Annotated in this window: 15 protein-coding genes and 1 riboswitch; of the genes, 7 read left to right on the forward strand and 8 right to left on the reverse strand. The window is 65.5% G+C overall.

Features of this window, described 5'->3' with window-relative positions:
- Positions 1–165 precede the first annotated feature (165 nt).
- From CMASS_RS06660 to rplS, 5 genes are all read right to left on the reverse strand, one after another.
- Positions 166–486 (reverse strand): DUF2469 domain-containing protein, encoded by a 321-nt coding sequence (locus CMASS_RS06660; RefSeq protein WP_022862235.1) that lies wholly within the window; start codon positions 484–486, stop codon positions 166–168.
- A gap of 128 nt (positions 487–614) precedes the next feature.
- Positions 615–1,265, reverse strand: a complete 651-nt coding sequence (locus CMASS_RS06665) for a ribonuclease HII (RefSeq protein ID WP_022862236.1) — start codon at positions 1,263–1,265, stop codon at positions 615–617.
- Positions 1,266–2,051 (reverse strand): signal peptidase I, encoded by a 786-nt coding sequence (gene lepB, locus CMASS_RS06670; protein WP_022862237.1) that lies wholly within the window; start codon positions 2,049–2,051, stop codon positions 1,266–1,268. It abuts the gene before it with no gap.
- A complete protein-coding gene (lepB, locus tag CMASS_RS06675; protein ID WP_022862238.1) occupies positions 2,029–2,796 on the reverse strand; it encodes a signal peptidase I in 768 nt (255 codons plus the stop codon). The genes lepB (CMASS_RS06670) and lepB (CMASS_RS06675) overlap by 23 nt, the downstream gene beginning before the upstream one ends.
- A gap of 202 nt (positions 2,797–2,998) precedes the next feature.
- The gene (rplS, locus tag CMASS_RS06680; RefSeq protein WP_022862239.1) at positions 2,999–3,343 is read right to left on the reverse strand and encodes a 50S ribosomal protein L19; all 345 of its coding nucleotides are present in this window, start codon (positions 3,341–3,343) and stop codon (positions 2,999–3,001) included.
- A 178-nt stretch (positions 3,344–3,521) separates the two neighbouring features.
- Positions 3,522–3,633: riboswitch (TPP riboswitch) on the forward strand.
- Between rplS and thiC the strand changes: the two genes are divergently transcribed.
- The 7 genes from thiC (at position 3,630) to CMASS_RS06715 (ending at position 10,691) form a co-directional block, all read left to right on the forward strand.
- Positions 3,630–5,459, forward strand: coding sequence for a phosphomethylpyrimidine synthase ThiC (gene thiC / locus CMASS_RS06685; RefSeq protein WP_022862240.1), 1,830 nt, complete (start codon positions 3,630–3,632; stop codon positions 5,457–5,459). Its footprint overlaps the riboswitch before it by 4 nt.
- Positions 5,460–5,494: 35 nt before the next feature.
- Positions 5,495–6,694 carry an amidohydrolase gene (locus CMASS_RS06690; RefSeq protein WP_022862241.1) on the forward strand — a complete coding sequence of 400 codons (1,200 nt, stop codon included), beginning with the start codon at positions 5,495–5,497 and terminating at the stop codon, positions 6,692–6,694.
- A gap of 14 nt (positions 6,695–6,708) precedes the next feature.
- Positions 6,709–7,395, forward strand: coding sequence for a thiamine phosphate synthase (locus CMASS_RS06695; protein ID WP_022862242.1), 687 nt, complete (start codon positions 6,709–6,711; stop codon positions 7,393–7,395).
- A 3-nt stretch (positions 7,396–7,398) separates the two neighbouring features.
- Complete coding sequence (thiO, locus tag CMASS_RS06700) at positions 7,399–8,526, forward strand: glycine oxidase ThiO (protein WP_022862243.1); 1,128 nt, start codon at positions 7,399–7,401, stop codon at positions 8,524–8,526.
- The gene (gene thiS, locus CMASS_RS06705; RefSeq protein ID WP_022862244.1) at positions 8,523–8,717 is read left to right on the forward strand and encodes a sulfur carrier protein ThiS; all 195 of its coding nucleotides are present in this window, start codon (positions 8,523–8,525) and stop codon (positions 8,715–8,717) included. The genes thiO and thiS overlap by 4 nt, the downstream gene beginning before the upstream one ends.
- Positions 8,718–8,731: 14 nt before the next feature.
- Positions 8,732–9,514, forward strand: a complete 783-nt coding sequence (locus CMASS_RS06710) for a thiazole synthase (protein WP_022862245.1) — start codon at positions 8,732–8,734, stop codon at positions 9,512–9,514.
- Between the two features lie 34 nt (positions 9,515–9,548).
- Positions 9,549–10,691 carry a ThiF family adenylyltransferase gene (locus CMASS_RS06715; RefSeq protein WP_022862246.1) on the forward strand — a complete coding sequence of 381 codons (1,143 nt, stop codon included), beginning with the start codon at positions 9,549–9,551 and terminating at the stop codon, positions 10,689–10,691.
- An 80-nt stretch (positions 10,692–10,771) separates the two neighbouring features.
- Here the strand turns inward: CMASS_RS06715 and CMASS_RS06720 are convergent, their stop codons facing one another.
- From CMASS_RS06720 to CMASS_RS06730, 3 genes are all read right to left on the reverse strand, one after another.
- Complete coding sequence (locus CMASS_RS06720) at positions 10,772–11,776, reverse strand: poly-gamma-glutamate biosynthesis protein PgsC/CapC (RefSeq protein ID WP_022862247.1); 1,005 nt, start codon at positions 11,774–11,776, stop codon at positions 10,772–10,774.
- Between the two features lie 3 nt (positions 11,777–11,779).
- Complete coding sequence (gene pgsB / locus CMASS_RS06725; RefSeq protein ID WP_022862248.1) at positions 11,780–13,093, reverse strand: poly-gamma-glutamate synthase PgsB; 1,314 nt, start codon at positions 13,091–13,093, stop codon at positions 11,780–11,782.
- A 114-nt stretch (positions 13,094–13,207) separates the two neighbouring features.
- Positions 13,208–14,860 carry a gamma-glutamyltransferase gene (locus CMASS_RS06730; protein ID WP_022862249.1) on the reverse strand — a complete coding sequence of 551 codons (1,653 nt, stop codon included), beginning with the start codon at positions 14,858–14,860 and terminating at the stop codon, positions 13,208–13,210.
- Between the last annotated feature and the right edge of the window lie 122 nt (positions 14,861–14,982).

Below are 14,982 nucleotides of genomic sequence, written 5' to 3' on the forward strand. Positions count from 1 at the left end.
GCAACTTCAACGCAGGTGGGGTGCGTGCCACAAGGGAGACACAGATTGTGAGTTTTATCGAGTGCCGAATCTGTGGATAACTCGTCTTTCCGCGGGGTTATCCACAGCCGGCCGGCCCTAGGTCTTGCACCCGCTACACCACACGGTGTATAGGGCCGGGTGAACTTAACGGTCGGAATTCGGCTCCGGCATGATGAGGTCCGGCTTGTCCAGCTCCTCGATGTTGACGTCCTTGAACGTAATCACCCGCACGTAGCGCACGAAGCGGGCGGAGCGGTACATGTCCCACACCCACGCATCCGACATGCGTACCTCGTAGTACACGTCCGGGCCGCTGGTGTGCGGGATGAGCTCTACGGCGTTGGCGAGGTAGAAGCGCCGTTCGGTTTCCACCACGTAGGAAAACTGGCTGACCACGTCGCGGTACTCGCGGTATAGCGACAGCTCAACTTCGGCCTCGTAGTTATCGAGTTCTTCAGCGCTCAACAGTTACTCCTCGCTTGTCTCGCCGGACGGTATCCCTCGGTATACGCAGTGCGTGTGGGCTGGTCGTCAGTGTAATAATCGTCGGTTCAACATCAGGTGAGGCACGCGGGGCGTGCCCGCCGAAGATCTCAGGCACCACGCTGCCACTGCGCATGCGCGGCCGCCACGTTGGCGTAGCTCATCCGGTGCTGCGCGCAGGCGCCGAGTTCTTTAATTGCTCGGGTGTGCACGGCGGTGCCGTAACCTTTGTGCGCGGCCAAGCCGTAGCCCGGGTAGCGCGCGTCAAGGTCATCCATCAAGCGATCGCGGGCGACCTTGGCCAAGACACTCGCGCCGGCGATGCAACGCGCGGCGGCGTCACCGCCAATCATCGGCAAGCACGGCACCGCCATCCCCGGCACCGGCAAAGCATCAGTCAGGATGTAGCGCGGGCCGGGCTCCAGCAGAGCCGCCGCCCGCCGCATCCCGGTCACGTTGGCCCACTGGATACCGCGCTTGTCGATGTCCGCGGCCCCAATGTGGACCACCGACCAGGCGACCGCATGCTTCTTGATCACCGGCTCGAGGCGTGCCCGGGCCGCCGGGGTGAGTTTCTTCGAGTCAGTGAGGGTGGCCAGCCCCGCGATGGTGCGATCGGGCAGGATGCACGCCGCGATCGTAATGGGCCCGCAACACGCCCCGCGGCCGGCCTCATCGATCCCCGCTACCGGCCCTAGCCCCGCCCGGGAAAGGGCGACCTCGTAGGTGCGGGACTGTTTGAGCCTGCGCACGCGCGCCACCTATACCCCCGCCTTTGGCGAGCCTGCGGAATGCAAAGCGGCGGGAGCGGCCAGCTCGGTCGGATCGACGCTGTCTACTCCACCGAAGCGGCTGAGCGGGGCGAGCACCCCGATCACCTTGCCGCGCACGTGGTCGACACCGATGGTGCCTTGCATCTCATCGCCGATGTGGGCGCGGGAATCCATGGAATTGGTCCGGTTGTCCCCCATCAGCCACAGGCGACCCTCCGGGACGGTGACCGGCCCGAAGTACTCGCCGCCGCAGGCCTGCGATCCGGTCTGCGGGTTCACAGGAGGTGCCCCGCCCGCAGCGCCGCCGCCGGTCTCGACATAGGGCTCGGTAAGCACCGTGCCGTCGACGACGATGCCGGCATCGCCAGGCTGGCACTCCACGGTCTGGCCGCCGGTGGCGATGACGCGTTTAACAAAGGTGTTTTCGTCATTGGCGCGCAGTCCCGCCCAGGCCGCGATGTTTTGCGCACCCCTCACGAGAGTGTTGCGCGAACGCTGTACCGAAAAGTCAGCGTTCCACGACGCTTCCCCAGCAAAGACGACCACATCGCCTGGCTGCGGGTCGGAACCGTAGTAGCTCAACTTCTCCACCGCGATGCGGTCGTTGGTACACCCCGGGCAGCCGTGCAGCGTCGGCTCCATGGACGCGGACGGGACCACGTACATCCTGCCCACGAAGTGCTGCACCAGGGCGAGAAGCACGAAGGCCGCCGCGGCGACGGCGACCAGTTCGAGCAGCCAGCGACTGCGGTCAGCCCTGGATATCCGGGTCATCGACACCGCCGATGTGGTTGAACGGGAAGAACACAAACTGGACCTTGCCGCGGATGTTTTCGCGCGGGATGGTGCCGTACGAGCCGTCGTCCATGTGGAAGCGCGAATCGGCGGAGTTGGTGCGGTTATCGCCCATCATGAAGTAGCGGCCCTCCGGCACCGTGATCGGGCCGAAGTACGGGCCGCCGCACGCCTCCGACCCCGTATGTTCATCCACCGGGTAGGTGGGCGGGTCCATGACGAAGGACTGGTCGGTGGGCTTTCCGTCGACCATGATGCTCGGATCCCCAGCCTGGCAGGACACGGTCTGGCCACCGGTAGCAATGACACGCTTGACCAGGTCGTTCTCATTCGGGCGAGCGAGCGACAGGAAGCTGAGGCCGTCCTGGATTGTGGAGATAGCCGGGTTGTCAGAGCGCGGCGAGTCCCACATTTCGTTCCACGAGTCCGTGCCCTCGAAGACGACGACGTCACCGGGCTGCGGGTCGGAGCCGTAGTAGCTCACTTTCTCGGTGAAGATCCGATCGTTGGAGCAGCCTTCGCACCCATGCAGAGTCGGCTCCATCGAGCCGGAAGGGATGACGTACTGGCGCCCCACGAATTGCTGGAATAGCCCCACGACAAACAGCACGGCGAGGACGATCAGGAGCGTTTCCACTATCCAGGGAAGCCCCGTGGACTTCTTGGCCTCTGTGGCGGGCTCCGCTACCGGCCCGGCCGGGGTCTTGTCATCTTGGGTAGTCACGGGAAGCGATCGTAGCAACCGGCCGCTCACACCCCAGCACACGGCGCGCTTGGGTATTCCTGGCAAAACAGTGGCGCTGTCCAGGAAATCCGGCGAGGCAGCTTCGACTACGCAAAACGGCCCCGCGGGAGGTTATCTCCCGGGGGCCGTAAGTAGCGCTCTGCTGCTGGCGGCTCACGCCACCAGCGCTACGGCGCGCGTGTTACATGCGCTCCTTGATGCGGGCCTTCTTGCCGCGCAGGTTGCGCAGGTAGTACAGCTTGGCGCGGCGAACCTTGCCGCGGCGGAGCACCTTGATGGACGCCAGGTTCGGGGAGTGAACCGGGAAGGTACGCTCAACGCCGATGCCGAAGGAGACCTTGCGCACGGTGAAGGTCTCGCGGATGCCGGAGCCCTGGCGGCGGATGCACACGCCGCGGAAGGTCTGGGCACGCTCGGTGTTGCCCTCGATGACCTTGACGTCAACGTCGAGGGTGTCGCCCGGACGGAATGCCGGGATGTCGTCGCGACGCTGCTCTGCGTCGATCTTGTCAATGATGTTGGTCATGAAAGATGTCCTTTTCAGTTTGGGATAGAGGACCCTAGCCCACAGGCCGGTTCGTATCCGTCTACACAATCAACTTCAAAATCGTGCCACACATTGCGTGGCCAACCAAATCTTTCCACCGATTTTTCCGTTCCGCTTCGGCCACCCCGGCCCCGCCCTATAGTGGGTGACCGTACCCACAACACCCCGCGGGTGCTCGTTAACCGCGAGCTGAGATCGGCGCTTGCACGCCGGGACCGCCGAACCTGTCTGGTTAGAACCAGCGAAGGAAGAGAGGTTGGAAGCCATGACGGCTGCCCACAGTGACCACTCCGAAATCCACCCCAAGCACTCCTACTCCCCTATCCGGCACGACGGCTTGGAGGTCCCGGAGACCGAAATCCAGCTGGACGATTCGCCCAGCGGCCCCAACGAGCCGTTCTGCGTCTACCGCACGCGCGGGCCGGAGTGCGACCCGAAGGTGGGCCTGAAACCGCTGCGTGCGCAGTGGATCACCGAGCGTGACGATGTCGAAGAGTACACCGGCCGCGAGCGCGACCTGGCCGATGATGGCCGCTCCGCCCAGCGCCGCGGCGCGGCCTCCCAGGAATGGCAGGGCGAAAAGCGCGCCCCTCTGCGCTCCCGGGAAGGTCGCCGCGTTACCCAGATGCACTACGCCAAGCGCGGCATCATCACCCGCGAGATGGAATTCGTCGCCCTGCGCGAGCACTGCGACCCAGAGTTCGTCCGCAGCGAGGTCGCCCGCGGCCGCGCGATTATCCCGAACAACGTCAACCACCCGGAGTCTGAGCCGATGATCATCGGCCGGAAGTTTCTGACCAAGATCAATGCCAACATCGGCAACTCCGCGGTGACCTCCTCCATTGAAGAGGAGGTGTCCAAGCTGCGCTGGGCCACCCGGTGGGGCGCGGACACCGTGATGGACCTATCGACCGGTGATGACATCCACACCACCCGGGAGTGGATCTTGCGTAACTCGCCGGTGCCCATCGGCACGGTGCCCATCTACCAGGCACTGGAGAAGGTCAACGGCGAGGCGGAGAAGCTCACCTGGGAAATTTTCCGCGATACCGTCATCGAGCAGTGCGAGCAGGGCGTGGACTACATGACCATCCACGCCGGGGTTCTGCTGCCGTATATCCCGATGACCACGCAGCGTGTCACCGGCATCGTCAGTCGCGGCGGCTCCATCATGGCGGGCTGGTGCCTGGCCCACCACAAGGAATCCTTCCTCTACGAAAATTTCGACGAGCTCTGCGAGATTTTTGCGCGTTACGATGTCGCCTTTTCACTCGGCGATGGCCTGCGCCCCGGCTCGCTGGCCGATGCCAACGACACCGCTCAGTTCGCCGAGCTGAAAACCATCGGTGAGCTCACCCGCCGGGCCTGGGAATACGACGTGCAGGTCATGGTCGAAGGCCCCGGCCACGTGGCCATGGACAAAATCCAGGTCAACAACGACCTCGAGCAAGACTGGGCCTCCGACGCGCCCTTCTACACCCTCGGGCCCCTGGTTACTGACATCGCGCCGGGCTATGACCACATCACCTCCGCCATCGGCGCCGCGCAGATCGCCATGGGCGGCACCGCCATGCTCTGCTACGTCACCCCGAAGGAACACCTGGGGCTTCCCAACCGCGACGACGTGAAAACGGGCGTTATCACCTACAAGCTCGCCGCCCACGCCGCGGACGTGGCCAAGGGACATCCGGGCGCGCAGGCGTGGGACGACGCGATGAGTAAAGCGCGCTTCGAGTTCCGCTGGCACGATCAGTTCGCGCTGTCCCTCGACCCGGACACCGCGCAGTCGTACCACGACGAGACCCTGCCCGCGGAGCCGGCAAAAACGGCCCACTTCTGCTCGATGTGCGGGCCGAAGTTCTGCTCCATGCGGATCAGCCAGGACATCCGTGACGAGTTCGGCGGCCAGCTCGATACCGCGCTCGCACAAGACACGGCCAACGCCATCGCGGACCTGGGGTTGCCCAGCTTCCCGGCGCGGGAAGATAAGGTGCAACAAGAACGCGATCGCCGCGCGAACGTCGCTGGCGAGCAGTCCATGGCGGAGCACTTCCGTGCCGGCGGCTCCCAGCTGTACCTGCGCGATCGCAGCTAGATTGCCCGCTTTTTCCGTAAAGGACTCGAATTTCCATGACCGACGTGAGACCACTCGTAGACGCTGTGCACAACACGCAAGCCGAGCGGGAGGAGCTCTACGTCTGGCTCCACCAGCACCCCGAGTTGTCGATGCAGGAGAAAGCGACCTCGGCGCGCGTGGAGGCGCTCTTGGTAGAGATGGGGTTCGAGTGTTCCACCTTCGCCGAGACCGGGAAGGTGGGCGTCTTAGAAAACGGCCCCGGCCCTACGGTCATGGTGCGTGCCGATATGGACGCGCTGCCCATCGCGGAAAACACCGGGCTGGACTACGCGGCCGACCCGGCCGCGGGGCGGGGCCACATGTGCGGCCACGACATGCACATGGCGGCCCTGCTCGGCGCGGCCCGTTCCTTCGCAGATAACCGGGACGAGTGGTCCGGCACGTTCATCGCCCTTTTCCAACCGGGTGAGGAAGCTGGCGGCGGCGCGGCCGCGATGGTGGCCGACGGGCTGGCGGACGCGCTGCCCACCCCGGATGTGGTGCTGGGGCAGCACGTCCTGCCCATCGATCCGCCGCTGGGGTTCGGGACCATCGCGGGGCGGATGACCACCGCCGCGTCGAATTGGAAGGTCACCATTCACGGCCGTGGCGGGCACGGATCGTCGCCCGAGACGGCCATCGATCCGGTGGTCATTGCCGCGTCCGTCATTACCCGCCTGCAGACCATCGTTGCCCGCGAGTCGAATCCGCACGAGCCGACGGTGGTTACGGTGGGAACGGTGCACGGCGGCCAATCCACCAACAGCATCCCGGACTCCGTGGAGCTGGGAATTAACACCCGCGCCGTCTCTGACGAGGCCACCACCCGGATCGTGGAGAAGATGAAGCGTATTGTGCGCGCCGAATGCGCCGCTGGCGGGGCGGTAAAGGACCCCGAGTTCGAGCTTCTCGATTCCGTACCGCCCATCATTAACGATGACGACGCTACCGCGACCGTCCACTCCGCCCTTAAGGATTACTTCGGCGACAGTGAAGTCAGTGAGCTGAAGCCGATGGGGATCAGCGAGGACTTCGCCATCCTCCCCTACGCCTTCGGCGCGCCCTACTGTTTCTGGGGCTGGAGCGGGTTTGCCGCCGGTGCGCACGGCCCCAGCAACCACTCCTCCGAATTCGGCCCGCAGCTACAACCCACGCTCGACCGCGGCACTATCGGCATCATTGTCGCCGCCCTGGCATGGCTAAAGAAGGGATAAGGGAGAAAAGACCGATGGATCTCCGCTGCTACTTCGTCACAGGCCGACCTGCCGATTCATCGTCGCCGCAGGATTCTCACGCCGCCATCGTGGCCACCGCCGCCCGCGCGGCCGCCGGGGGTGCCGGCATGGTGCAGGTGCGCTCGAAACCGATTTCGGCCCGGGATCTCTATGACCTGGGCAAGGATGTCGCTCAGGCGGTCCACCGCGAAAACCCGGCGACGCAGGTGCTTATCGATGACCGCGTCGACGTCGCCCTTGCCCTCCGCGACCACGGGGTGGCGGGCGTGCACGTCGGGCAGGATGACCTCGACGTCCGCGTGGTGCGCGAGCTTATGGGGCCAGACGCCATCATTGGGCTGACCACCGGCACCCGCCAGCTCGTGGAAAGGGCAAACGAGCTCGCCGACGTCATCGACTACATCGGGTGCGGGCCTTTCCGCGCCACGCCCACGAAAAAATCGGGACGACCGCTTCTCGGGCTGTCCGGCTACCCCGAGCTCGTGGCGCTCTCCGAGGTCCCGCTCGTGGCCATTGGGGATGTCACCGCCGCCGACGCCGCCGCGCTCGCGGAGACCGGCGTGGCCGGGCTGGCCATCGTGCGCGGCATCATGCACGCCGCCGACCCCGCCGCCTACTGCCGCCGAGTGGTCTCCGAGTTTGCCCGCGGCCACAAAGCGGCCAGCCACGATAAGGAGTAGCTCATGCACATCGCCGTTGCCGGTGGCGGGATCATTGGCCTGTCCACCGCGCTAGTCCTGCTCGACCGCGGGCACGAGGTCACCGTTTTCGACCCGCAGCCCGCCTCCCCCGACGCGGCGAGCTACCACGCCGGCGGCATGCTCGCCCCCGCGGCCGAGGTGGTCTACCAACAGGACCTGCTCATTCCACTCATGCATAAAGCTGGCGAGCTGTATCCCCAGCTAGTCGATCTGGTCAGCCGCTACACCGATCTGCCCACCGGGTACCGCACCGACGGCACGCTGGTGATCGCCCACGATCGGGCCGATACCACGCACCTTTCCGAGCTGCGGGACTATCAGACCCGGGCGGGCCTCGACGTCGAGCGACTCACCCCGCGAGCAGCGCGGAAGCTGGAACCGGCCCTTGCCCCAGGTCTTAGCGGCGCGGTCAGCATCTCGGGCGACCACCAGATCCAGCCGCGGCTCTTCCTCGCGGCGCTTCTCCGGGCCATCGACACGGCAGGCGGCAGCATCCGCCGCGAGAAGGTGGCCCACATCGACGGCGCTACCGGCACTATCCGCACGGAATCCGGCAGCTACGCAGCCGACCAGGTGGTGCTCGCTGCGGGCTTGGGCGCCGGTGACATCGACGGGTGGTTCGACGGCGACGACAACCCGCTGGACCTGCGTCCCGTGCTCGGCGAGGTCATCCAGCTGCGCGTGCCCGACCACCAGTACCCGCTGCTCAACCGGGTGGTGCGCGGGTTCGTTGAGGACCGCCCGATCTACCTCATCCCCCGGCGCGACCGCACGCTCACCATTGGCGCGACCACGCGCGAAGACGGCAGGCACACCCCGCAGGCAGGCGACGTGCTGCAGCTGCTTCGCGATGCCAGCCTGGTCTGCCCCGCCGTCGAGGAGTGCGACTTTGTCGAGACCTCGGTGGGCGCGCGCCCCGGCTCTCCGGACGACCTTCCGTACCTCGGGCGCGTGGGCGACCACGTGGTGGTCTCCACCGGGTATTTCCGCCACGGGATCCTGCTGGCCGGGCTCGCGGCGCAGGCGGGCGCTGACCTGACGGAAGGCCGGGAGCCCGACATAGACTTGTCCGCATGCACGCCACTTCGGCATAGGAGGAAACCCGCATGACTTTGACTGTGAATGGAGAAGAAATCACTACGTCGGCCGGCAGCGTGGCCCAGCTCGTCGAGGAGTTAGATGCCGGCGACGGCTGCGCGGTGGCCGTAGACGGCGAGGTCATCCCACGCTCGCGCTGGGAGACAACCGAGCTATCACCGGGTGCCACCATCGACATCCTCACCGCGGTCCAAGGCGGGTAAGGAGAACAAAGAAAGTGCGCATCGCAGAGAAGGAATTTTCCTCCCGTCTCATCATGGGCACGGGCGGGGCAACCTCGCAGGAGATGTTGGAAAAGGCTCTGGTGGCCTCCGGCACGGAGCTGACCACGGTGGCCATGCGGCGCCACTCGCCCACTGCTACGCAGCGCGGTGAGAGCGTCTTTGACCTGTTGCGCCGGCTGAATATTGCCCCGCTGCCGAACACGGCCGGGTGCCGGACCGCGCGGGATGCCGTCATCACCGCGAAACTTGCCCGCGAGGCGCTGGACACGAATTGGGTGAAGGTGGAAGTCATCGCCGATGACCGCACCCTGCTTCCCGATGTCGTGGAAACCCTAGACGCCACCGAACAGCTCGTGGCGGAAGGCTTCGTGGTGCTCGCCTACACCAGCGACGATCCGGTGGCTGCGAAGCACCTGGAGGACGCCGGCGCGAGTGCCGTCATGCCGCTGGCCTCGCCCATCGGCACCGGCTTGGGTGTGCTCAATCCGCACAATATTGAGCTCATTTGTTCGCGGGCGGACGTGCCCATTCTTGTCGATGCCGGGGTGGGCACCGCCTCCGATGCCGCTCTGGCCATGGAGCTGGGCTGCGACGGCGTTCTGCTCGCCAGCGCGATCAACCGCTGCCAGGATCCGGTCGCCATGGCCCACGCCATGAAACAGGCGGTCAACGCGGGGCATCTCGCGGCACACGCCGGGCGCATCCCCAAGCGTGAGCACGCCCAGGCCTCGTCGTCCTTTGACGGCCTCGCAACTTGGTCCGACCAAGTCCTTTAACCAGCCACGAGTGCACAGGAGGCACCCTCAACCAATGTCGTCTTCGTCCCTTCCCGAGCGCGAGCGTGCCCGCACCGCCCGCCACCTCAACCTGCCGGGCTTTTCCCTTTCCGACCAGGAGGCGCTGTTTCACGCGCACGTGCTCATCGTGGGCGCCGGTGGTCTCGGGTGCCCGATCTTGCAGCAGCTCGCTGCCGCGGGTGTCGGGGAAATTACCCTCATCGACGACGACACGGTGGATCTCACCAACATCCACCGCCAGATCCTCTTCGGCGCCGACGACGTCGGCCGCCCCAAGGTAGACGTCGCCGCGGAGCGTGCCCGGGCCCTGCAGCCGGATCTGACCATCTACCCCGTGCGTGACCGTCTCACCACGGATAACGCGGTGGACTACGTGGGAAAGTGCGATCTGGTCCTCGACGGCTCGGATACCTTTGCCACGAAGTACTTGGTAGCCGATGCCGCGGAAATCACCGGCACTCCCCTGGTCTGGGGCACGGTCCTGCGCTTCCACGGCGACGTCGCGCTGTGGCACTCAGGGGCGGCGTCACGCGGCGTTGGCTTGCGCGACGTATTCCCGCAGCAGCCGGGCGCCGACAGCGTCCCGGACTGCGCCACCGCCGGGGTCTTAGGAGTGACCACGTCGGTCATCGGCGGGCTCATGTCCACCCTGGCCATCGGGCATATCACCGGCCGGGACAGCCAGCCTGGACGCATCACCAGCTACGACGCTTTTCCCGCGACCATGCGGACGGTGCAGGCATCTGCCGATCCGGAGCGCACGCCGGTCACCCAGTTGGAGGGCTATTACGGGGAAAGCTGCGCCGCGCCCGGGGCTGGGGCCGGGTCCGGGGCTGGGGCCAGTTCCGACGACGCGGCAGACCACGGGCCCCTGCAGCTCGTGCGCGATGGCGAGGCCGTTCTGGTGGACATCCGCGAATCCCACGAACACTTCCTCGCCGATTTCCCGGCGGAGCTCAACCCGCGGCGGCTACCGCTGAGCTCCATCGGCTCACTCGGGGACGTGGAGGAAGCCCTCGCCGGTGCCGACCGTGCCGTCATTGCCTGCGCGGCGGGTGTGCGGAGCGCGAACTTCATTTCTGAGTTCGAAGAGTTTGCCGCCGCGCACGGCTGCGAGCTCATCGATCTGCCCGGCGGGATTCACGGGCTGGAGTAACGCGGCCACTCGCCGCTCTCACCGCTCAACCCCGCTTTTGGCACCGCGGTGCACGCACGCCGCTACCGCGGCGCGCGGTTCTACATCAACGCCGTCAGCGCACTGCCGATAAGCGCGGTAGCAACCGCGGAGATGCCCATGCCGATGCCGGTGCGCTTCGGCCCGTACTGGATGAGGTCGTTGGCGATGATCGCCGGCAGGACAATCATCACTAGGTTCTGCACGCCGTCCAGGCGGGTGCCGGCGACCGCGACGATGGCGAACTCGACCAGCGTGGTGAGCACTGCAGACGACAAGATGAGGACGAGGAATCGGTCCTTGCCGTGCAGGGCGACGCTCTTGCTCATCGCGGTGCCCAACAGCCACAGCGCGACGGCCACGCCGAGGATCATCAGGACGTACGGCCAATGCGTCAGGGCCGCCAGCAGCATGCCCACGGTCACGTAACCGCCGGTGCGCAGGTTGTGCTGGGCCCACGGTCCCTCCTGGATAACCACGGCGGCCAGAACCGACACCGCGCTGAACGTGAACAGCACACCGGTGCTTACCCCGCCCGGCTCGAACAGGTACTCCGATAGCGACGCGCCTGGGATGACCTTCATCAAAAACGCGATCGCAATGCCCATAACGGTGGCTACCGGAATCATCCACACCATCGGCACGACCGTGCGCTTAATCCCCTGCTTAATGAGCGAATTGCACAGCATGCCGGGGATGATGACGCCGACAATGGACAGGTTGGAGTAGACCGAGTCATCATCGAAAAGCAGCGAGTTGATGACGAGCCAAATGGCGCCGAGCACGATGCCGACGAGCAACCCGATGCCAAAGATTTGCCGCGGACGCGGCAGCCAGATCTTCAGCACCACGTATTTGATGATGAGATACGCGGCGAAGGCCGCCACGATGGTAAACAGAACGGTCAGCGGGGAAATCAGAGCCGCGGCCAGGTAGCCCACGGCGAGGGATCCGCCCACCGAGACGTTCGTGCGCTTGTAGTAGATGTAGCTCACCAGCAGGCCGCACAGAAACGTCGCGTGAATCGCGTCGACGACGACGGGGTATTCGTGGGGAATAATCGCCATTGTCTATGCCACCCCCGCGCGAGCCTTAGCCGGCGCTGCCTGGGCCGGAACTGCCTGGGCCGTAGCCGCCTCTGACGTCCCGGACTCGGACGCAGCACCAACGCCGGCGAGGTTCTCCTCCTCCAGCTCCGCCAGGTGGTTGCGCAGATCGGTGGCGTGATCGGTGTGGATGTTGACCATGCCGTACGCCGCGACGCGGCCCTCAATGCCACCGACGACCTCCTCTAGGAGGTTCTCGCCGGTCGGGTTGCTCAGCTCAGCGGTGGTCACGATCTTGTCCGACGGGAAGCCGCCTTCGGTGAGCTGCTGCTGGACAACCTCCTGCAGCTGCCCGAAGAGCACGCAGCGGTCGATGCGGTCGTGCAGCTCCTCGTTGATGAGCTGGATGAACATCTGCGCGCGGTCGGTGCGGTCCGAGCGGTTGTTCAAAATGACCACCTGGGAGTAGTCCTCCGGCAGCTTTTCGCGCACAGACTCGAAGACCTGGACCGTCGACTGCCAGTCATTGACGGCGAACATCGGGACCCACTTCATCTCCTCGACCAGGTCGGTCGGCACCGTCTCGATGGACGTGGTGCCCGGATCCGGGGCGGCCTTCACCATGCCCCGCGCTGCGGTATCCGGGTCGATGCCCAGCTCTTCTGCCACTGCGAGGGCGACGGCGACGTTTTCCTCAAACTGCTGGTACGGGAACTTGTCCACCAGCGACTCGGACAGCTCGGACGGGTAGGCCACCACCAGGCGGCTGCCGCGGGCGGCGGCGTGCTCGCGCATGATCTCTACCAGTCGCGGTTCCCGCTCACCGGTGATGAGCACACCGTTTTCCGGAACGGTGTTGCACAGCGACTCGGTGATTTCCTCCAGGGTGTCGCCCAGCAACTCCTGGTGGTCGAGGCGCACGTTGGTGATCACCGAGATCGGCGAGCGCAGGATCGTGTCCTGGCAAATCTTCTGGTACCGCGGGTTGACGGCCATGCACTCGGCGACCATGCCGTTGACCTCACCGTGGACCCACTCGCGGATGAACTTGTACTGCTCGGCGATGTTGGCCGGGCCGGTGCGGCGGATGGGGTGCTCCCCACCGTCCGGATCGATCACGCAGGCGTAGGTGCCCGTGGTCTTAGCGATGCTGCGCACGCCGGCCTCGCGCATCACGCCGCCGATCATGCGGGTGACGGTGGACTTGCCACGAATCCCGTTGACGTGGACGTGGTAGTCAAGGTGGTTGAGACGGCGAACGTGCTTGGTTTGGAACTGTTTGAGGTAGCCAAAAATGCCTGCGCAGGATGCCCCGGAAAGAGCAGCGAAACCAATCATGTGTGAGTATCTCCTCTGACGAAGGTGGTTCGAATTGTCGTTGTGAAAGTGGTTTTGAGCTCTGTTGTGGTGGTCGTGTGTGATTGCGCGATACGCGGCGCGTTGGGGGAACTACTAAGGGCCCGCCGCGTATGCCGCACCGTCCCGTCGGGGATCGGCTGCGGCCGTGTTCTTTTCCTCGGAGGTGGACACGAGGTTCGCCCCGCTGTCCGCGGTGCCGGTGTCGACGGAGTGGCCCCATTCCTGCAGCCGCTTCTTCGCCCGTTTGACGTCCTTGAGCTTCCCGTAGTCCCCATCGGTTTCGATGTAGGACGCCGAGCGGGTGGTGCTGCCGAAGTTGGGCATGCGCACCGCGTCCTCCACGGAAAGACCCCAGGCCTGGGTCGCCACGATGTTTTTGATGACGTACGACGGGATCTTCGTCCCACCCGGCGAGCCGATGGCCAGCACCTCATTGCCGCCCTTTTCCCCCTGGGCGTCACGGGTGAGGATCATCGGCGACATCGTGGTCTTGGGGTGGCGCAGCGGCGCCGGGGAGTTCGGTTCCTCCGGTGATTCACCGGTGAAGTTATCCAGCGAATTGTTGAGCGGGAACCCGCCGGCGACCACGCCCGAGCCGAAGTAACTTTGCAGCGTAGAGGTCATCGAGACGACGTTGCCGTCCCGGTCCGTGATGGACAGCTGCGAGGTGCCGTCCTCGTTGAAGTCGCGGTACGGCGTATCCCCCAGCTTTGTTGGTTCCGGCGACTTGATGCTGCGCTTTTGGTGGATCTGCTGGGCGGCGTCGCGGTAGTAGTCCTGGTTCATCACGACTTCATCGCGGTAGCGCTTGGCGATGTCCTGCAGCGCCCCGTCATCGCCGGGGTCGCCCATCCAGGTGTTGCCTTCGGTGAAGGCGAGCCGCTCGGCTTCCACCATGAGGTGAGCCGCCGTGGACCGCGGCACCTTGTAGCCCTTGTTGTCGTACGGGGCCAGGCGCCCCAAGTCTTCGTGGTCCAAAATGCCGAGGGCCGGGAGCACGATGTTGGAGCCGGTCGCGGGGCTGTCGACGCCGCAGACGTTGGCCCCCTCGTAGTCCACGCACTGCGGGTCTTGCCCCTTCGGCGCCTCGTCGCGGCCATCCGACCACGTCGATGCCAGCACGTCGAGTGCCTTCTCGTCTGCCTCGTCGGCGGCTGCATTCCGCAGGTCATCGCGGAGCGAATCCATGTCCGCGTCCGAGATGCGCCCGTCTGCCTCGGCCCAGGCGCCGATGAGATCGCCGTAGCGGGGGTTGTGCACCGTGTCGCCGGGCGCAATGGCGTCTTTCCCGTACAAGTCCTGCGTGATGGCGGGGTACTTCGCCTCTTCCACCGCCTGTACCAAGCGTTCGCTGACTTCGAAGCCATCGTGGGCTAGGCGCACGGCTGGCTCGGCGAGCTCGGCGAGGTCCAGTTTGCCGGCGTCCTCATTGAGCGTGCGCATAAGCTGCAACGTGCTGGGGACGCCGATGCGCGATCCGGCACTCTCCCCTGGCTCGTAGGCAGCCGGGGCGTAGGCCGTTGAGTCGTAGGACTGGAGCGCATCGCTTTTCCCGTCGCGGGTCATGGCAACGCTGCCGCCGCCTGGGCCGGATACCTGAGGTTCGGTCAGCCCCAACACGAGTTGGGCGGCGACGGCCGCGTCGGCGGCGGTGCCACCTTTGGCCAGCGCGCCACACGCCGCCCAAGAGGCGTACGGATCACTGGTGGATACCACCGGTTCGTCGCCGCCCCCGGAGGCGGACACGTTCGCCCCCTGCTTTAAGTGCTCCTCACAGGGTTCCAAAGCCTTTTCTTCAGACTTTTCCGAAAAAGTGCAGGACCCCAAAGACAGTGCCATAGACGTGGCGGCAACAACCCCGGTTACCC

Origin of the sequence: Corynebacterium massiliense DSM 45435, assembly GCF_028609805.1 — a bacterium.
In the GTDB taxonomy this organism is placed as follows: Bacteria; Actinomycetota; Actinomycetes; order Mycobacteriales; family Mycobacteriaceae; genus Corynebacterium; species Corynebacterium massiliense.